The organism is Ruegeria sp. AE4 (genome assembly GCF_056542185.1).
Window position 1 is genome coordinate 43,763 of sequence record NZ_JBQFZK010000004.1, and the last position, 17,746, is coordinate 61,508.

The window sequence follows — 17,746 nt, forward strand, 5'->3', positions numbered from 1 at the left end:
CTGTCTGTGAAATTTGCTGTGTAAACTGAACAAACACCAAACCGTTATGCGTCAACGCAATGGTCGATGGGTCAAACCGGATTTGAAACCTAACTGCAGTTCAAGTTCTTGAACTCTCGTGGTTCTGCCCCATGTGCCGCCTGATACACTGCGCCCTCTGGTACTTTCTGCACAAGCAGCGTAAAAGAAGTGCCGCGCGTAACATTTGGAGCTTTGCGTCGATGAAAGAGCATCGTGGCCGCCTGACCAAGGACGGTATCCGCATCTATGAACAGGGTGATTTTGCCGGGATGCACGCGGCGGGCGCTCTGGCGGCGCGGATATTGGATGATATCGCCGCGCATGTCTTTCCCGGTCAGACCACGGGTGCGCTTGACGGGCTGATCACTCAGATGGTCGAGGATGCGGGCGCGACCTCGGCCACGATCGGCTACAAAGGGTACGAGCACGCCAGCTGCATCAGTGTGAACCATGTGGTCTGCCACGGCATTCCCGGTGACAAGAAGCTGAAGGATGGCGATATCCTGAACATCGATGTGACCGTCATCGTGGATGGCTGGTTCGGTGACACCTCGCGCATGTATGTGGCGGGCAAACTGCCGCGCAAGGCCGAGCGTCTGATCCAGGTAACCCATGACGCGCTGTTCAAGGGCATCGAGATGGTCAAACCGGGCAACACGTTCGGCGATATCGGCCATGCCATTCAGGCCTATGTCGAAGCGCACCGGATGAGTGTTGTTCGCGACTTTTGCGGGCACGGTCTGGGCCGCGTGTTCCACGCGCCGCCGAATGTGCTGCATTATGGCCGCCCCGGCACAGGCGCGGTTCTTGAGGAAGGCATGTTCTTTACCATCGAGCCGATGGTCAATCTGGGCCGCCCCGAAACCAAGACACTGGCCGATGACTGGACCGCCGTGACCCGCGACAAGTCGCTGTCGGCACAGTTCGAGCATTCGGTGGGCGTAACGGCGGATGGGGTCGATATCTTTACCCTGTCACCGGGCGGCAAATTTCACCCGACCTATTCGTCCTGATCGGCGGCCTGTTCGCGCAGGAGTTTCAGCAGCATCGTCTCAGCCCCCCAAGGGGTAACCGCATCGTGGATGAACACCGGCGCGCGCAGGGGCTTGGGGTCAGGTTTCGCCATGACCTCGGCGTCGCGGGAGACTGTCCAGACAAAGGGTGTCAGAGCATGATCCATGGCTGCACCCTAGCACAGTTGGGGGTCAGAGTCCCAACAGCGGGTGCGCCTGTGACATATCCGTGATCACCTCGGCCCCAAGATCGGCCAGCCTGTCACCACCGCCATGCGGCGCGTAGGCCAGACAGCGCATATTGGCCCGGATTGCGGCTGTAACGCCATTGTGGCTGTCTTCGATGACCACCGGGGCCTGTGCGCCAAAATTCTCGGCCGCCAGTTGGAACATCTTTGGATCAGGCTTGCCGGTGCCAAGCACATGGGCCGAGAACATCACATCTTTGAACCGGTCCCAAAGCCCATTCTGGCCCAGCGTGATCTGCATCTTGTCCGGGCTGCCGTTTGAGGCCACGCAACAGGGGATGCCCCGCTGATCCAGCGCCGCAAGCAGGTCCTCGACACCCGGCACCAAAGGCACACCGGCGCGCAGGCGGTCGTAGGTTTCGGCATAGACCTGATCAATCCAGTCTTCGGGCAGATCAGCGCCCATTCCACGCGCCTTGTCGCGCACCCCGACCATGGTTCCGCCCACAAACAGGGACATGCATTCGGGCAAGGTCAGGTGCAGGCCATAGCCCGCCAGATTGTCCGCCAGCACCTGGTTCGAGATCACCTCGCTGTCGACCAGAACGCCATCGCAATCGAAAATGACCAGATCATGCACTTTGATCACCGTTCCGCATCAATGAAATATACGTGTCGCCATATTTGCGGCTTTCGTGCAACGTGAACCCGGCCGGAGCCTGCATCCGTGAGTTTTCTTCCCAAACCAGCAGCGCATCATCCGCGATCCAGCCATTGGACAGCGCGGCAATGGCTTTCTGACCCATGGCCTTGCCATAGGGCGGGTCCAGAAAGATCAGATCGTAGGGTGCGCCCGGATTTTCGCCCAACCGGGTTGCATCCCGGCGGATCAGGTCGGTGCGCCCGGCACTGCCGGTCAGGTCGATATTCTTGCGGATCAAACCCTGCGCCACGCGCCCGTCATCGACGAAGGTGACATGCGCCGCGCCGCGTGACAGTGCTTCGAGCCCGAGCGCCCCGGTGCCAGCAAACAGGTCCAACACGCGCAGGCCGTCGAAATCGATCTGATGGACCAGCACGTTGAACAGGCTTTCGCGCACCCGGTCGGTGGTCGGGCGCAGATGTGCGCCCGCATCGCCCTTGCCGATGGGGGTCAGGGCGCGACCGCGGAACTCTCCGGCGATGATCCTCATGCCTTGAGCAGCGGTTTAAGGTCTGCATCCGGGTCAGCCACGACGGCCGGGTCTGCCGTTTTTCCCATCTCGATCAGGCGCTTGCCAACCATATAGGCGCGCGGATCGTTCATCGCGTCGACCGCAATCAGCTTGTCACCGTTGTAATACCAGAAGGATACGGTCTGCCCTTCGCCCTGCCGCGTCACCACGCGGTCATATCCGGTGTTCAGGCCCGCGATCTGAAGCTTGACGTCGTATTGATCCGACCAGAACCACGGGGTTGCCACATAATCCTTGGCCGCGCCCAGCATGTTCTGGGCCACGATCTCGGCCTGATCAATGGCGTTGGGGACGCTTTCCAGACGGATGCGGCCTTCGCCATGCGGAAAAGAGGCGCAATCGCCAGCCGCCCAGATCGACGGGTCGGACGTGCGGCCATGGGCGTCGGTCCTGATGCCGTTATCCAGTTCCAGCCCGGCCATCTCGGCCAGCTGGGTCGCGGGTGCAATGCCGACGCCAACCACTACAAAATCAACGTCCAACTTTGTGCCGTCGGTCAGAACCGCGCCGGTGACCTTGCCGTTTTCGCCGATCAGACGATCCAGCCCGACACCCTCGCGGATGTCAGCGCCGTATGCACTGTGCAACGCGCGGAAATAATCGCTGGTCTCGGGCGCTGCGACCCGTTGCAGGATACGGTCGGCCATTTCAATCAGAGTGACCTTGACGCCGCGCTTGGCGCAGACAGCGGCAGCTTCGAGCCCGATATACCCGCCGCCCACGATCAGCGCGCGGGCGCCTTCGGTCACTTTGGGCTCCATCTCGTCGATATGGGCCAGATCGCGCACCACATGCACACCGTCCAGATCGCCACCAATCGCGGCAGGCAGGCGGCGCGGGTCCGATCCGGTGGTCAGCGCCAGTTCGTCGTAAGAGATAACCTCATCCCCCAGCGTGACCGTTTTGGCCTTGGGGTCGATACCGGTGACGCGCTGACCCAGACGCAGGGTGATGTTGTTTTCCGTATAAAAACTTTCAGGCCGCAGGAACAGACGCTCAAGCTCCATCTCGCCCAGCAGATAGGCTTTGGACAGGGGCGGGCGCTGATAAGGCAGATGCGGCTCGGCCCCGATCAGAGTGATTTCACCCTCAAACCCGTCCTTACGCAGACGGGCCACCAAAGACGCGCCTGCCTGCCCCGCGCCGATCACGACAATATGGCTCATGCTTTGCCTACCCCGCAGTTTTCAAGTGGTCACCGTGTTCAGACCACCTATATTGCGGCTAAGCCCAATTCTGCAAATCCAAACGACAGGAGCTGAATAATGATTTCAACAGGAGATACCCTGCCCGAAGCAACGCTGATCCAGATGGGTGCGAACGGGCCGGAAGAGGTGCGGATTTCAGACAAGACCAAAGGCCGCAAAGTGGTGATCTTTGCCGTGCCGGGGGCCTATACCGGCACCTGCACGACCGCCCATGTGCCCAGTTTCATCCGTACAAAGAAACAGTTTGACGCCAAGGGCGTGGACGAGATCCTGTGCCTTTCGGTCAATGATCCGTTTGTGATGCAGGCGTGGGGGCAATCCACGGGCGCGACCGAGGCAGGGCTGACCATGGTATCGGACGCGGCGGCAGAGTTCACCAAGGCCATCGGCATGGATTTCGACGCGCCGCCCGTGGGGCTTTTTGCGCGATCCAAGCGATATGCAATGCTGGTCGAGGATGGCAAAGTCACGGTGCTGAATATGGAAGAAAACCCCGGCGCCTGCGAAATTTCCGCCGGAGAAGGCCTGCTGGATGTGATCTGATTTTGATCGGCCCCGGTCCGACCGGGGCCTTTCGCCGCCAATTTAACTTGAAGCACCGCCCCAGAGCGCGAATACTTGGCGTATTCATACGGGGAGTTTTTTCATGAAACTTAACGCGTTCTTCCTAATACTGTCCGGCGCGGCCCTTTTGGCGGCCTGCGGACCGGCCCCAACCCCGCAACAGCAAGCCGCACGCCAGCACGAAATCGCCTGTCTGGGCGGAACGTTGGGCGGGGCGCTGATCGGGGGCGCCATCGGCAACCAGTTTGGTGGCGGATCGGGCAAGACGATCCTGACCGCGGCGGGCGCTGCCGCCGGCGGCATCGAAGGTCAGAGATTCGCGTGCTGAGGAGGTCGATATGAAACAGTTAAGCCTGGTGATATTCATGGTGGCTTTGGCCGGTTCGGGTCACGCCGAAAGCGTGGCTGAGCTGCACGAAAACGAGTTGAGGGCCATCGACGCCAACAATGACGGGTTCCTGTCCAAAGACGAGTTCGATGCTTTCTCGGATTACGCCTTTCAAACGATGGACGAAGACAGGAACGGCACTCTGGGTCAGGCCGAGGCCAAACCGTTCATGGACATCAAACTGTTCCGCAACGCTGACCGAAACGGCGACAACGTAATCTCAAGACCTGAATTTGACACCCAGATGGGTGAGGATTTCCTGTCTGCCGATCAGGACGGGAATGGTCAGCTTGATTAATGGCAGGAGCATGAGATGAACAAATGGCTCGGTTTGACAGCGCTGGCGCTGGTTGCGGCCTGTGACGTGCCGCAGGCCCCGTTGGTGACAGGCCCGGACGGACAGGCCCGCATTCAGATCAACCTGTCTGGCCTGACCTGCTATGAAACCAAGTGTCTGGATATCAACCCGGCCGCGCGCAGTGTGCGCCAGATCGGAAACAAGACCACGGGTATTCCAAGGGCGATTGACGTCAGCGACGGCACTGTCACGCCTGCCGAGTTCCGGCAGATGGGCACTGCCGCATCGCTGGCTGGCGGTGAAGGGTCAGGCCGCAACGACCGCTAGCACAGACTGTCCATCTTGCGGGCCAGTTTGGCATCCAGCGAGGACAGGCCGCCCACATCATGGGTCGACAAGACAACCTCGACCGTGCGGTAGACATTGAACCATTCGGGGTGATGGTTCCACTTCTCGGCCCAGATTGCCACCTGTGTCATCCAGCCGAAGGCATGGACAAAATTGTCGAAAATGAAAGTCTTGGTGATCGCATCGCGGCCTTCAACCATGGTCCAACCGTTTTTGAACAGCGGATCCAGCAGCGGGCCACGGGTTTCGGTCGACAAGAGTTCGGTCATTGCTGTTCCTCCGGGTTCGATTTCCTGAACGGGCCGTAATCCGTCAGAATCTCGATCTCTTCTTCCACTGCGTGGCCTTCGGCGTCCAGATATTTCTTGACCGCATCAGCTAAACCCGGATCGCCCACCCAATGCAAGCTATGCGTGCGTGTTGGCAGGTACCCTCGCGCCAACTTGTGTTCGCCCTGTGCGCCTGCCTCGACCCGGGCCAGACCTTGGGCAATGGCAAAGTCGATTGCCCTATAATAGCACAGTTCGAAATGCAGGCAGGGATGATGTTCGATGCAGCCCCAATAGCGCCCAAAAAGGGTTTCTCGGCCGATGAAGTTCAGCGCACCCGCAATGGGAAATCCATTCCGTTCGGCCAGCACAAGGGCCATGTCTTCTGCCATCGTGTCCTGTGCAATATCAAAGAACTGCCGCGTCAGATAGGGTGAGCCCCATTTGCGCGATCCGGTGTCCTGGTAGAACCGCCAGAACGCGTCCCAGTGTTCGGGGCGCAACTGATCACCGGTCAGAGTGCGGATCTCACCGCCAAAACCACAGGCCTGCGCGCGTTCTTTCCGGATAGTCTTGCGCTTGCGCGACGACAGCGCGCTCAGGAAGTCGTCGAAATTTGAATAGTTATCGTTCAGCCAGTGAAACTGCTGCGATCGGCGCAGCATCAGGCCCATTTGCTCACCGGCCAGGGCTTCGCCTTCGGTACAGAAGGTCACGTGAAGGGACGAGACCCGGTTGTCAGCTGCAAGCTGCACCGCCCCCTGAACCAGCGCCGACATGCCGATCCGTTCATAGCCCGGACGCACCAGAAACCGCCGCCCGGTTGCCGGGGTGAACGGCACCGCGATTTGCAGCTTGGGGTAATACCGCCCGCCCGCGCTTTCATAGGCATGGGCCCAGCTGTGATCGAAGATATATTCACCCTGGCTGTGCGATTTGGCATACATCGGGGCCGCCGCGATCAGCATCCCGTCAAGATAGGCGGTTAGGTATTGCGGCTGCCAGCCGGTGCCCCGCCCGACCGAGCCGCTGTCCTCCAGCGCAAGCAAAAAGCGATGCGTGGTAAAGGGATCAAGCGGCCGCCCGCCATCGGCAGCTTCGGGGCAGGCGCAGGCATCCCACTCTGCCGCTGGAATCTGCGACAGAGCGCCCAGTACCTGAATCTCGATCTGTGCCTGATCCATATGTCCTCCGCGCCTGTCCTTTATCTGTGACCGCACGGAGGGGGTTCAAGTCGAATGCGCGGCCAAATAGCCTTCGAAGGTCACATTGTCGGCAACCTTGCGGGCTTCTGCCTCTTGTTCGGGCGACCGGATTGTCCAACACAGGATCGGCACGCCCCGCGCCTTGAGTTCCGCCACGCGGGGGCGCGACAGGTCCGCGGCTTCGTGGCTGATGAAACTGGCGCCGACACGGTCGAAATCCGGGATATCGCGCAGGTGATCGCAGACGCTTTGCGGCAAAAGCTCGACACTGGGTTCATAAGCGCAGGTCGTGATCCCGCGCGGCAGATGCGGGGCGAGCCGCGCCAGTTCAGCGACCGAGTTGGGATTGAAGGACATCACGGCCACCGGGCCTTTGTAGCCCTGCAACGCGCGTACCGTGTCGCGTTCAAGCGCGCCCACATTCGTGCCCATCGCCCCGTCCTGATCCTTTAATTCGATCAGCAACGGCACCCGGCCCGCGACAATGTCCAGCACATCATCCAGTGTCGGAATGCCTTCTTCCCCATACAACAGCGGCGTGCCAGAGGCAGCCAGTGCCGTGACCTGCTGAATGGGCCCCGACTGCCCGGTCAGACGGGTCATGTCATAATCGTGAAAGACCATTGCCTGGTCGTCCGATGTCAGTTGAAGATCGATCTCGATCCCGTAGCCAGCTTCAATCGCGGCACGAATGGCCGCCCGGCTATTTTCCGGGCGGTTCTTGGTAATGTCATGCAGCGCCCGATGCGCAATCGGGGCCTGCAAAAACACATCTGGTAGGGGCGGCGTCATTCGATTTCGAAAATGCCTTCGATCTCGACCGCAACACCCAGCGGAAGCGACGCCGCGCTGACGGCGGAACGCGAATGGCGACCGGCATCGCCCAGCACCTCGACCAGAAAATCGGACGCGCCGTTGATCACCTGCGGCTGTGCCGTGAATTCAGCGGTCGAGTTCACGAATCCGGTCAGTTTGATCACGCGGACCAGCTTTTCGATATCGCCGCCGCAAGCCGCCTTGACCTGTGCCAGCAGGTTGATCGCGCAGACACGTGCCGCCGCAGCCCCGGCTTCGACATCCAAGTCGTCGCCTAGTTTACCGGTGATCAGCTTATCAGTCTTCGAGATCTGGCCGGATACATACAGGATATTGCCGACACGCACGAAAGGCACATAGTTGGCCGCAGGCGCGGGTGCTTCTTCCAGCGTTACACCGAGGCTTTCCAGTTTGGCAGCGATGCTCATTGCGAGGGTCCTTCCCTAAATTCAACTCTGCGGGACGCTAACCGGGAAGCACGAATTGGGAAAGACGGAAACCGGCAAATTTCGGCCTTCCTGCGATCTGAGCGTATCTTTACTGAAAATTCACTGTTGATCGACGGTCACTTTACCCCACCGTGATGAACAGGTTACACGCAAGGTGTTTCATTTAAGACCTGAAACGACTATGTGACTGCAACTTGTGCCGCCCCGGCACGTGGATTTTGGTGGATTATTGATTGAATGTCCGGCAGGCGCATGTGCCGGGCCATTTAGGAGAGACAAAGATCGTGTCGAGCAGATTTCGCCTGAAACACCTTGTTTTACTGTCGCTCATGGCCCTTGTGTCCGCTTGCGCAACGACGCCGCCCGAGGGTGCCTCGCGCAGTGACGTGTTTGACCCGTATGAAAATGCGAACCGGGGAATTCACAAGTTCAATCTGGGTGTTGACCGGTTTCTGTTCCGGCCGGCCTCGAAAGGCTATGTCAAAATCGTTCCTGACCCGATGGTCACCAGTTTCAGCACTTTTGCCGAAAACATCTCGCTGCCCGGTCAGGCTGTTGACTACCTGCTTCAGGGCAACCCGAAACAGATGGGCAACGCCCTGCTGCGCTTTGTGATCAACATGACCGTTGGTGGCTTTGGCCTGTCTTCGCCCGCTGATGAGCTGAACCTGCCACCGGTGGACACGGATTTCGGTGAGACCCTGCATGTCTGGGGAGTGGGTGAAGGCGCTTATATCGAGCTGCCATTCTATGGCCCGTCGACCCAAAGGGATGCGATTGGGGTTGTGGTCAACCTGTTCTCGAACCCGATCAATTTCAGCCCGACCCGCCCCGCCGACAACCTTGGCGTCTACGCCGAGATCGTACGGCGCATGGGGGATCGGGGCCGGTTCTCGGATACTGTCGATTCCATTCTTTACGAAAGTGCCGACAGCTATGCGCAGGCCCGCCTGATCTATCTGCAAAACCGCCGCTTCGAACTGGCAAGAGATGACGAAGACGCCTATCTGGACTTGTATTCTGACCCCTATGCCGAAACCGGGACGGACCCGGTCAGGGACCCCTATCTTGACCCCTATGAGGACCCCTATGCTGAATAACGCGTTGAACCGTCGTCATTTTATCGCAGCCGGGCTGGCGCTGGCAGTGCTGCCCGCACCTGCCTTTGCCCAGACCGAGGCCGCCGCCAAGGCGCTTGTGACCAGCGTGGTTTCCGACATCAACCGGGTGATCGAGTCGGGCAAGTCCGAAAAAGCGATGCTGCGCGATTTCGAAAAGATCTTCGCTCAATATGCCGACGTGCCGATCATGGCGCGCTATGCGCTGGGTGCGGATGCCCGCTCAGCCAGCCCGACCCAGCTGAAACAGTTCACCGCTGCATTTCAGGGTTATATCTCGCGCAAATACGGCCGCCGTTTCCGCGAGTTCATCGGCGGTGAGGTCGATGTTCGCAATGCCCGCAAGATCAAGGCCGGGTTCGAGGTTCGCACGATGGTCAAGCTGCGCGGATCAGCCCCGTTCGATGTGACGTTCCTTGTTTCCGACAAATCCGGCCGCGACAAGTTCTACAACATGTTCATCGAAGGCGTGAATCTGTTGCTGACCGAACGCACCGAGATTGGCGCAATGCTAGATGCCCGCAAAGGCAACCTGAACCAACTGATCACGGATCTGAAAAAGACCGGCTGATGCGACTTGGGCGCAAATGAGCGACGGAAAACGTGTTTTCTGTGCAAATTTGAAGGGCCAGGCTTGTCTGGCCCTTTTTCGTGAGGGTCCCTTTGGAGAGATCTAGGGCATATAGCTGCGCACCAGCGCGCCTGCAATCAAAGCCCACCCGTCAGCGATAACGAAAAACGCCAGCTTGAACGGCAAAGACACGATGGCAGGTGGCACCATCATCATGCCCATCGACATCAACACCGCCGCAACCACAAGATCGATGATCAGAAAGGGCAGGAAGATCAGGAACCCTATTTGAAAGGCGCGCGCGATCTCGGACAGCATGAAAGAGGGCATCAACACCGATAACGGGGCCTGGGCGGACAGCTCGATCACGTCACCGCCGGGGCGCAGGGCCGCCATTGCATAAAACGTATCTGAATCCAGCCGGTTGGCCATGAAGGCGCGAAACGGCTCTAACGCGCGTTCCAGCGCGGGCTCGACCGCCATGGTTTCTTCCATCATCGGGCGTATTCCTGCGGTCCAGGCCTCGGTGAACACCGGGTCCATGATGAAATAGGTCAGAAACAGCGCAAGACTGACCAAAAGCATATTCGGCGGCGATTGCTGCAGGCCGACACCCTGCCGCAGGATCGACAGAACGGTGATCAAAAACGGGAAACAGGTGATCATGATCGCCAGACCCGGAGCAACGCTGAGCACCGTGATCAACAGGATCAGCTGGATGGTGCGGGCCGAGATCGAACCGCCTTCGCCCAGCGACAGGGTCACATCCTGAGCCGCCGCCAACGACGGCAGTGACACCACTACAGCCAGACCCAGCCAGATCACATAGCGCATCAGCCGATTCCGTTTTGCAGATCCGCAATCTCGGTCAGGCGCACGGCCAGTTGCCCAGCCTGATCGCCCTCCATCTCCTCAAGCACCCCGCGTGCCACCAGCTGATCCCCGACATACAGGTCGACCGGGTCCTCGATCCGCTTGTCTAGGGTCAGCACCGCGTTCTCACCCATGTTCAGCAAGTCCCGGATCAACGGGCGGGCGCGGCCAACCGAAACGGTCACTTCAATCGGAACCGTTTCGAAAGGATTGGGTTTTTCGGTTTTCGGGAACTGGGTGTCATTCATTGGACAAAGCCTTTCTTGCCTCAAAGACGTATGCGTCAAATGCCTGTGCAATGGTGGACAGCAGGGCCGCGCAATCAATCTCGCGCCGGCTTGTGCCGACCTGCAATCGCGCCTGTCCGGGGGCCAGGCCAGGGTCTTCGATGACACGCGGTGCGGAGTTCAGGGTCTGCGGCAGCAGGGATTGCACGGCTTGCGCGCACCTTTCCGGCACCATGATCTGCATCGGTTGTTCGATTTCCATGCGCGCCATCTCGCAAAGCTGTTCGACGATCCGGGCGGCCAGCCCGCGTTCGACCATGTCAGGCAATACGGTCTGAACCAGGCTTTCGAACATCGGTTCCAGAGACAATGTCATCCGGTTAAGCGCCTCGTGATAGGTGAAGGACATATCCTCAAGCGATCCCGCCAGTTCGGCCGAAACGCGGCCGCGGTTTTGTTCCTGCGCCTGCGCGGCATCCTCCCAACCGGCGCCGTACCCGCTTTCGAACGCGGCAAGGCGTTGTTCCTCAAGCGTTTCCTCGTCCAGGTACAGAACGGCTCCGGCGCTGGTTCGGGTGGTGAAATCCTCAAGCAGATGAGCGATGGACATCACACGCGCTCCTCACCTTCTTCAAGCCAACTGCGCAGGATCTCGACCGTTTCTTCCTGCTTGTCGCCGATCATTGCGCGCAACCGATCAACCGGGTCCCCGATGGCACTGACCCCAAGCACGGGAACGGTCCCTTGTTGGGGCAGCGGCGTGAACTCTGCCGTTCCGTCCGCCGCGATTTCACCGGTCAGGACCGACGGGGGCGGAGCCCCCCCCTCCGCAGCTGGCAACAGCGCCGGGACCATCGCAGGTTTCATCAGGATCGGACGGATCACGAACAACGCCAGCACCAGCGACACCAGCGCCAACGCTGCCATCTGGATCAGTGACATGGCGTCCAGATGGATGTTTTGCCAAAGCGAAGAGGAAACCAGCGTGCCTTGTGGCGCGACCGTCGGTAAATCCAGCGATTTCAGAGTGATGACATCCCCGCGCGCGGCGTCAAATCCCACAGCCGAGGCCACCAGCTCTTCAAGTGCGTCGAGTTCCGTCTGCGGCAGCGGTGTGAAGGATTCAGCGCCCGAGGCATCCACCGCCCGCGTTCCGTTGACCAGAACGGCAACCGTCAGGCGTTTGATCGCACCGGGGGCGGTGTGCACCTCCAGCTCGGTTTCGGAAACCTCGTAATTCACCCTCTCACGTGTCTGGGTCGCGGTCGAATTCAATTCGTCCCCCCCCGCGCCATCGCCGTCGGGCAGGTTTGAGGCCACGGTGACATCGGCTGACTGGTTGCGCGCGCTGTCGGAGCGTTCCTCGACATCTGTACTGATCGCCACCCTGCCCTTGGGGTCAAAGCGCCGCTCACGCAGGGATTCCGTCCTGGTTTCGGTATCGACGCTGACCTCGACAACGGCATTCCCCGTACCAACGCGTGCTTCGACCAGACGCAGAACCCGTTCCCGCAACTGCCGGGCTTTGTCATCTGCCGTATCGGCGGCCACGGCGGTGTCCTGCCCGCCAATCACGGACCCGTTCGAATCGATCACAGTCACGCTTTCAGGCGACAGACCACTAACGGCCGAGGCGACAAGAAACCGGATAGCCTTGGCCTGATCGCCGGTGATCTCGCCCCCCGAGGGCACCAGATAGACCGAAGCCGTCGGTGCGACGCTGCGCTGAAACGGATTGGCAGAGCCATTGGCGATATGAACGCGGGCCTGGCTGACATGCGGGCTGCCCACGATTGTACGCGCCAGTTCACCCTCTTTCGCGCGCCAGTAGGCGGCATCAAACATCTGGGAAGTGGTGCCGAAACCGTTCAGAGAATCAAGCAGTTCGTAGCCCTTGGTGCCGTTGGCAGGCAGACCTTCGCTGGCCAAAGTCATCCGCAGCTCGTCCCGCTGTGCGCCCGAAACGTAAATTGATCCGCCCCGAATCTCGTAGGCCACGCCACGCTGATCCAGCGCACGCACGATATCCCCGGCGGCCCCGCTTTCCAGACCCGCGTAAAGCAGGGTCATCGAAGGCGCTGTCGCAAGGCGCGACATTCCGAGGATCCCGAGAAACACCAGTACAACCGCACCGGCAACGACGATTTGTTTACGCCTGTCCAAACTTGCCCAGACAGTTCCGATCTGCTGCACGCTCACCTCCGACTCGCCGACATTCTGCCCGGCGCATCCTCTGTTTGGACGATTGCCCTTAACAATCGGTTAGTCCCTGCGAGGTTATGACAGGACAGATCACAGGAATGAGGACGTCATGACCGACGCAACGGCTGAACAGGCGGAAGCCCCGGAAAAGAAGGGGAAAAAAGGAATGATCGTCGGGGTGATTCTGGCCATCGCCGGTGCCGCCGGTGGGTATTTCCTGACCTCGTCCGGGCTGCTGCCGCTGGGGAACAAGGCCGAGAAGGCGGAAAGCCATGACTTGGAAAAGGAAGAACCGGCCAAGGCATTGGCGGATGTTGCCTTTCTCGATTTGCCGCCGGTGATCGTTTCGGTGAATTCCGGCGGCGCGCGGCATCTGAAGTTTCACGCACAGCTTGAGGTTAACGCCCCGTACATGACTGACGTGGAAAAAATGCGACCGCGAATCATGGATGTCCTGAACGGGTATCTGCGGGCCGTCGAATTAATGGATCTTGAGGATTCACTGGCGTTGATGCGCATCCGGGGCCACCTGCTACGCCGCATCGAGATTGTCGTTGGCGAAGGTCGCGTGCGCGACGTGCTGGTGATGGAATTTGTTCTGAACTAGGAGGCGAAATTGGAGCTGATTGCGGATATTTTGCTGGTCGCCGGCGCCATGGGTGCGGGTCTGTATTGTTTTGTGCTGTCGCGCCGTCTCAAGCGTTTTGCCGATCTTGAAAAAGGCGTCGGCGGCGCGGTGGCGGTGCTGTCGACCCAGGCGGAAGAGTTGCGGAAATCACTGGATGATGCGCGCAACGCCTCTGATCAGTCAGGCGACCAGCTTAAGGCGCTGACGGGGCGCGCCGAAACGGTGGCACAGCGGCTGGAACTCATGATGGCGTCAATGCACGACGTCGTGCCCGAAAAAGACGCTGATCCCCAACCCGAGGCAGAGGTTTCAGAGACAAGTACCATCACCGAAGTTCCGGAGAGCGTGAAGCACGAAGGCAAACCCGAGCCGCAGGCCAGCGAAGCCGCTGCGCCCCAAGAACAGGCACGCGCACCTGAGGGGCTGATGTTCTTCCGGCATGACCGCAAGCAAGGCGAGGCGCAGGCATGAGCCGCCCGCGGATCAACACTCCCAACGCGCGGCCCCGCGGAGGGGTGCTTGCCGTGATCTCATTGCTGATGATCGGCTCGGCCGCTATCCGCATCGGACTGGAAGCCGGACCCGCCTTTGCCAAACCAGCCAAACCTGAGGCGGAACACGATGAACCCGTCCCGTCCGACACCCGTGACATGCAGGTTTTGCTGACAGAGCTTTTGCGCCGGGAAGAGCGTGTCAAACAAAAGGAAGACATGCTGCGCGAGCGGGAAAACGCTCTGGAAATCGCGGGTCAGGCTATCGAGATGCGCATGGCCGCGCTTGAGGAGGCCGAGGAGTCGTTGCGCACCACTCTGGCGCTGGCGGACAGGGCGGCGGAAAACGACCTGACGCGCCTGACCGATGTCTATCAGAACATGAAGCCGAAAGACGCGGCTGCGCTGTTCGAAACCATGGACCCGACCTTTGCCGCCGGGTTTCTGTCACGCATGTCACCGGATGCGGCAGCCGGGGTTCTGGCGGGGCTCAGCCCCGAAGCGGCCTATACGATCAGCGTTGTCATGGCGGGCCGAAACGCCTCGGCCCCTCAGGAATAGTCGCCCGTGTTCCCCGCAGTTGCAACACACATAGCCGGAGATCTCAGATGATTGGAATAGTTGGAATTGTCGTCATTTTCGTGATGGTCTTCGGCGGCTATCTGGCCGCTGGCGGCAAGATGACCATCATTCTAAAGTCGCTTCCGTTTGAGATGATGATGATCGGTGGTGCCGCGGTTGGTGCCTTTTTGATCAGCAACGACATCGGCGGCGTGAAACACACGATCAAGGACATGGGGAAGGTCTTTAAAGGCCCGAAATGGAAGCCCGAGGATTACCGCGACCTGTTGTGCCTGCTGTTTTCCCTCATCCGCATTGCCCGCGCCAATCCGGTAGAGGTGGAACAGCATATCGAAGACCCCGGCAGCTCGGACCTGTTTTCGTCCTACCCCAGAATTCAGGCCGACAAGGAAGCGGTTGATCTGATTTGCGACACGATGCGGTCCGCGGCGATGAATTACGACGATCCGCATCAGGTCGAAGAGGTTCTTGAGAAACGGATGGAAGCGAATTTCCACCATGCCCTGCATTCGAGCCACGCCTTGCAAACCGTGGCCGACGGCCTGCCCGCGCTTGGAATTGTCGCCGCCGTTCTGGGGGTAATCAAGACAATGGGGTCCATTGATCAGCCACCGGAAGTTCTGGGAAAACTGATCGGCGGCGCCCTTGTGGGTACGTTTCTGGGTGTCTTTCTGGCCTACGGTCTGGTTGGTCCCTTTGCGGCCAAGCTGAAATCCGTTGTCGAGGAAGACAACCACTTCTATCAGTTGATCAAGGAAGTTTTGGTTGCAAACTTGCACAACCACAATGCTGCTATGTGCATTGAGGTCGGACGCCAGAACACACCAACGCATAACCGCCCTGATTTCTCTGAGCTTGAGGATGCGTTGAAAGAGCTCAAACGGGCCGCGGCATGAGGCAAACCGCGATACTGGTTGCAGCATTGATCACACTTGCAACGGCCGCAACCTCTGAAGAGGTGACTGTGCGGTCCGGTGAACATGACGGCTACACCCGGCTGGTTTTCACCGTTCCACCGGATACGGGCTGGGTTCTGAGCCAACGCAAGAACGGCGCCAAGCTGGCAATTGACCTGAAGGATGTCACATTTCGGGCGGGTTCGGTGTTCGGGCGGTTGACATCAGATCGGCTGGCCGCGCTGTCGCAGGCGCAACCCGGTAGTGCGCTTGAGCTGGAATTCGGGTGCGACTGCACGGCGTCGGCGTTCCTGTTTCGAAACTCGATGATCGTTTTGGACATTGCACCAGCAATAGCTCTGCCGCCCTTGCTTGCGGAAATCCCTCCGCCGACCCGAAAAAAACCGGCAGCGCCGAAAGCTTCTCCCGCGGAACACAAGCTTCTTTCCCAGCTGGACCTGCCGCTTCTGACCGGGAAGACGCACGGGATCAGGGATCAGTTGTCGACCCGTCTGGTGCAAGGGGCGGATCGTGAGCTGCTGGACCTGAATTTGGCACCTGTCGGACCGCGCCGTTCTGCCTCGTCCGAGTCCGTGACGCTGTTACCCGGATTGACATCGAACATCCGCGTGACCTCGGTTCTGGATGATCTGCAGGACATTCTGAACTCTGGTTTGCAGCAGATCGATAACAACCCGGTTTGTATCTCAACGGCTGAACTCGGGTTCACGACATGGTCCGGGACGCGCCCGTTTCCAGAGCAGGTGTCCGCCTTGCGCACCGCCCTATACAAAGAGTTCGACCGTCTTGACGCGGAAAGCGCGCTGAAGCTGGCAAAGCTCTATGCCTATAACGGCTTTGGGGCCGAGGCGCTGAAGGTTTTGCAGTTATTGCCCCCCCCACCTGATGAGGCTGGACGTGTTGAAGGGATTGCACGGCTGGTGGATGAGCGGCCAGCACAGGTTTCAAATCCATTCAGGGGCCAGCAACGGTGCAACAGCGACGTCGCACTTTGGGCCGTGCTATCTGAGGGAAAGCTGGCACCTGATGCACATCTTGAAGCCATCGAACACAGCTTTGCAAAGCTGCCAGAGCATCTTCGCCGCCACCTTGGCGCGCGACTTTCGGATATCCTGACAGACGCGCAGGAACTGGAGGCCGCGCGAAGAATCATGCGTTCGGTCGACCGGGTTGAACAGAAGCCGTCCCCGAACACCACGCTGGCCCGTGCTGGCGTCGCCGAAGCCGAAGGCGACAGCGCCCTTGAAGAGGCGCTGTTGACCGAAGTCGCGACCTCGGCCGGGGCCAAGTCCGAGGCGCCTTTGGCTTTGGCGCGGCTGGTGGAAAAGCGGTGGTCCGACCGCAAGACTGTGTCTTCAAGGGAACTTGAACTGGCCGCGTCTTACGCGATCGAGTTCCGGCGATCTGAACTGGGCCCGATGATGAACCGCACCCATGCGATTGCCCTGGGTCTGAGCCAGGATTTCGACAGCGCATTCGATGTGATCCAGTCTTTGCCAGACGGTTCGGACAGCAACAGCGCTTTCAACCGTCACCTGCAACTGCTGGCAGAACGCTCAGACGACCTTACCTTTTTGCGTCAGGTCTCATTGGTGCAGCAGTCGGGTCGGGCGGCGGCGCTATCCACGGATACCGTGATTACACTGGCCGAACGCCTGGCCGTGCTTGGCTTTGCCGATCAGGCCGTTGCGCTGGCAAACAGGCCTGAGGATCGGGCCCGGCGGTCAGAGCGTGCCCGTCTGCGCGCCCGTGCGGCGTTGTTGTCGGACCGCCCGCAACAGGCCATGCTTGAGCTGGCCAATGATACCTCGGACGAGGCGCTCGTCCTGCAGGCGCAGGCGTTGGACAAGGTGCAGGACTATGCGGCGGTGGCCGAACTCATGCAGAACCGCGGGCAACAGGAAGAAGCAAACCGATACCTATGGCTGGCCGGGTTACCGGAGGAAAGGATTGGGCCCTCTGACGGAAAGTACGCAAGCCTCAACCAAACCTCCGAGGCCCTTTTGGCCCCGCCGATTCGCGTGTCAGGCAAGCCGTTGGCGGATGCGGGAAGCCTGCTGGAGGACAGTCTGGCAACGCGGCAGAGGATCGTCGAAATGCTGAACACGGTCAGGGTGGAGTGAGGTTTCACAGCC

24 protein-coding genes are annotated in these 17,746 nt (G+C 59.8%); 12 read left to right on the top strand and 12 right to left on the bottom strand.

Annotation, left to right across the window (positions count from 1 at the left end):
* Positions 1–221: 221 nt before the first annotated feature.
* Positions 222–1,034 carry a type I methionyl aminopeptidase gene (gene map, locus ACR0EK_RS08205; RefSeq protein WP_480773093.1) on the top strand — a complete coding sequence of 271 codons (813 nt, stop codon included), beginning with the start codon at positions 222–224 and terminating at the stop codon, positions 1,032–1,034.
* On the opposite strand, the gene ACR0EK_RS08210 is transcribed toward map, so the two are convergent.
* The 4 genes from ACR0EK_RS08210 to ACR0EK_RS08225 are packed head-to-tail and all read right to left on the bottom strand — an operon-like array spanning position 1,022 to position 3,623.
* Entirely contained in the window at positions 1,022–1,201 is a 180-nt protein-coding gene (locus tag ACR0EK_RS08210; RefSeq protein ID WP_267364635.1) for a hypothetical protein, read from the bottom strand. The genes map and ACR0EK_RS08210 overlap by 13 nt on opposite strands.
* Positions 1,202–1,226: 25 nt before the next feature.
* On the bottom strand, positions 1,227–1,862 hold the full coding sequence (locus ACR0EK_RS08215) for an HAD family hydrolase (RefSeq protein WP_480773115.1): 636 nt from the start codon (positions 1,860–1,862) through the stop codon (positions 1,227–1,229).
* Positions 1,855–2,415 (bottom strand): 16S rRNA (guanine(966)-N(2))-methyltransferase RsmD, encoded by a 561-nt coding sequence (gene rsmD, locus ACR0EK_RS08220; protein ID WP_480898563.1) that lies wholly within the window; start codon positions 2,413–2,415, stop codon positions 1,855–1,857. Before rsmD ends, ACR0EK_RS08215 begins: the two co-directional genes overlap by 8 nt.
* The gene (locus ACR0EK_RS08225) at positions 2,412–3,623 is read right to left on the bottom strand and encodes an NAD(P)/FAD-dependent oxidoreductase (protein WP_480773091.1); all 1,212 of its coding nucleotides are present in this window, start codon (positions 3,621–3,623) and stop codon (positions 2,412–2,414) included. The genes rsmD and ACR0EK_RS08225 overlap by 4 nt, the downstream gene beginning before the upstream one ends.
* A 99-nt stretch (positions 3,624–3,722) precedes the next feature.
* Here ACR0EK_RS08225 and ACR0EK_RS08230 point away from each other — a divergent pair, with 99 nt between their 5' ends.
* From ACR0EK_RS08230 to ACR0EK_RS08245, 4 genes are all read left to right on the top strand, one after another.
* Positions 3,723–4,208, top strand: coding sequence for a peroxiredoxin (locus tag ACR0EK_RS08230; protein ID WP_209598443.1), 486 nt, complete (start codon positions 3,723–3,725; stop codon positions 4,206–4,208).
* 103 nt (positions 4,209–4,311) lie between these two features.
* The gene (locus ACR0EK_RS08235) at positions 4,312–4,557 is read left to right on the top strand and encodes a glycine zipper 2TM domain-containing protein (RefSeq protein WP_480898565.1); all 246 of its coding nucleotides are present in this window, start codon (positions 4,312–4,314) and stop codon (positions 4,555–4,557) included.
* 10 nt (positions 4,558–4,567) lie between these two features.
* Positions 4,568–4,915 (top strand): EF-hand domain-containing protein, encoded by a 348-nt coding sequence (locus ACR0EK_RS08240; RefSeq protein ID WP_267364627.1) that lies wholly within the window; start codon positions 4,568–4,570, stop codon positions 4,913–4,915.
* A gap of 15 nt (positions 4,916–4,930) precedes the next feature.
* Entirely contained in the window at positions 4,931–5,242 is a 312-nt protein-coding gene (locus ACR0EK_RS08245; RefSeq protein WP_480538291.1) for a hypothetical protein, read from the top strand.
* Here ACR0EK_RS08245 and ACR0EK_RS08250 read toward each other — a convergent pair.
* From ACR0EK_RS08250 to ACR0EK_RS08265, 4 genes are read right to left on the bottom strand one after another with little or no spacing between them, the layout of a single operon-like run.
* Positions 5,239–5,532: a 4a-hydroxytetrahydrobiopterin dehydratase gene (locus ACR0EK_RS08250; RefSeq protein ID WP_209505128.1), complete on the bottom strand. Its 294-nt coding sequence runs from the start codon at positions 5,530–5,532 to the stop codon at positions 5,239–5,241. The genes ACR0EK_RS08245 and ACR0EK_RS08250 overlap by 4 nt on opposite strands.
* Positions 5,529–6,716 carry a GNAT family N-acetyltransferase gene (locus tag ACR0EK_RS08255; RefSeq protein WP_480898568.1) on the bottom strand — a complete coding sequence of 396 codons (1,188 nt, stop codon included), beginning with the start codon at positions 6,714–6,716 and terminating at the stop codon, positions 5,529–5,531. Before ACR0EK_RS08255 ends, ACR0EK_RS08250 begins: the two co-directional genes overlap by 4 nt.
* 45 nt (positions 6,717–6,761) lie before the next feature.
* Entirely contained in the window at positions 6,762–7,529 is a 768-nt protein-coding gene (locus ACR0EK_RS08260) for a glycerophosphodiester phosphodiesterase family protein (protein ID WP_480898571.1), read from the bottom strand.
* Positions 7,526–7,981 carry a RidA family protein gene (locus ACR0EK_RS08265; RefSeq protein WP_480898573.1) on the bottom strand — a complete coding sequence of 152 codons (456 nt, stop codon included), beginning with the start codon at positions 7,979–7,981 and terminating at the stop codon, positions 7,526–7,528. Before ACR0EK_RS08265 ends, ACR0EK_RS08260 begins: the two co-directional genes overlap by 4 nt.
* Positions 7,982–8,331: 350 nt before the next feature.
* On the opposite strand from ACR0EK_RS08265, the gene ACR0EK_RS08270 reads away from it, so the two are divergent.
* Positions 8,332–9,102, top strand: a complete 771-nt coding sequence (locus ACR0EK_RS08270) for an MlaA family lipoprotein (RefSeq protein ID WP_209505277.1) — start codon at positions 8,332–8,334, stop codon at positions 9,100–9,102.
* Positions 9,092–9,691: an MlaC/ttg2D family ABC transporter substrate-binding protein gene (locus ACR0EK_RS08275; protein ID WP_480898576.1), complete on the top strand. Its 600-nt coding sequence runs from the start codon at positions 9,092–9,094 to the stop codon at positions 9,689–9,691. The genes ACR0EK_RS08270 and ACR0EK_RS08275 overlap by 11 nt, the downstream gene beginning before the upstream one ends.
* A 102-nt stretch (positions 9,692–9,793) precedes the next feature.
* Here ACR0EK_RS08275 and fliP read toward each other — a convergent pair whose 3' ends face one another.
* From fliP to fliF, 4 genes are read right to left on the bottom strand one after another with little or no spacing between them, the layout of a single operon-like run.
* Positions 9,794–10,525, bottom strand: a complete 732-nt coding sequence (gene fliP, locus ACR0EK_RS08280; protein ID WP_267364619.1) for a flagellar type III secretion system pore protein FliP — start codon at positions 10,523–10,525, stop codon at positions 9,794–9,796.
* Positions 10,525–10,812, bottom strand: coding sequence for a FliM/FliN family flagellar motor C-terminal domain-containing protein (locus tag ACR0EK_RS08285; RefSeq protein WP_267364617.1), 288 nt, complete (start codon positions 10,810–10,812; stop codon positions 10,525–10,527). The genes fliP and ACR0EK_RS08285 overlap by 1 nt, the downstream gene beginning before the upstream one ends.
* Positions 10,805–11,401 carry a FliH/SctL family protein gene (locus ACR0EK_RS08290; RefSeq protein WP_480898580.1) on the bottom strand — a complete coding sequence of 199 codons (597 nt, stop codon included), beginning with the start codon at positions 11,399–11,401 and terminating at the stop codon, positions 10,805–10,807. The genes ACR0EK_RS08285 and ACR0EK_RS08290 overlap by 8 nt, the downstream gene beginning before the upstream one ends.
* The gene (fliF, locus tag ACR0EK_RS08295) at positions 11,401–12,984 is read right to left on the bottom strand and encodes a flagellar basal-body MS-ring/collar protein FliF (RefSeq protein ID WP_480898583.1); all 1,584 of its coding nucleotides are present in this window, start codon (positions 12,982–12,984) and stop codon (positions 11,401–11,403) included. The genes ACR0EK_RS08290 and fliF overlap by 1 nt, the downstream gene beginning before the upstream one ends.
* Positions 12,985–13,102: 118 nt before the next feature.
* Here fliF and ACR0EK_RS08300 point away from each other — a divergent pair, with 118 nt between their 5' ends.
* From ACR0EK_RS08300 to ACR0EK_RS08320, 5 genes are read left to right on the top strand one after another with little or no spacing between them, the layout of a single operon-like run.
* The gene (locus tag ACR0EK_RS08300; RefSeq protein WP_480870884.1) at positions 13,103–13,600 is read left to right on the top strand and encodes a flagellar basal body-associated FliL family protein; all 498 of its coding nucleotides are present in this window, start codon (positions 13,103–13,105) and stop codon (positions 13,598–13,600) included.
* 9 nt (positions 13,601–13,609) lie between these two features.
* Positions 13,610–14,092 carry a hypothetical protein gene (locus ACR0EK_RS08305; protein ID WP_480538299.1) on the top strand — a complete coding sequence of 161 codons (483 nt, stop codon included), beginning with the start codon at positions 13,610–13,612 and terminating at the stop codon, positions 14,090–14,092.
* Complete coding sequence (locus ACR0EK_RS08310) at positions 14,089–14,673, top strand: MotE family protein (RefSeq protein WP_480484556.1); 585 nt, start codon at positions 14,089–14,091, stop codon at positions 14,671–14,673. The genes ACR0EK_RS08305 and ACR0EK_RS08310 overlap by 4 nt, the downstream gene beginning before the upstream one ends.
* A 47-nt stretch (positions 14,674–14,720) precedes the next feature.
* On the top strand, positions 14,721–15,590 hold the full coding sequence (gene motA, locus ACR0EK_RS08315) for a flagellar motor stator protein MotA (protein WP_480484555.1): 870 nt from the start codon (positions 14,721–14,723) through the stop codon (positions 15,588–15,590).
* A complete protein-coding gene (locus ACR0EK_RS08320; protein ID WP_480898586.1) occupies positions 15,587–17,734 on the top strand; it encodes a hypothetical protein in 2,148 nt (715 codons plus the stop codon). The genes motA and ACR0EK_RS08320 overlap by 4 nt, the downstream gene beginning before the upstream one ends.
* Positions 17,735–17,746 lie beyond the last annotated feature (12 nt).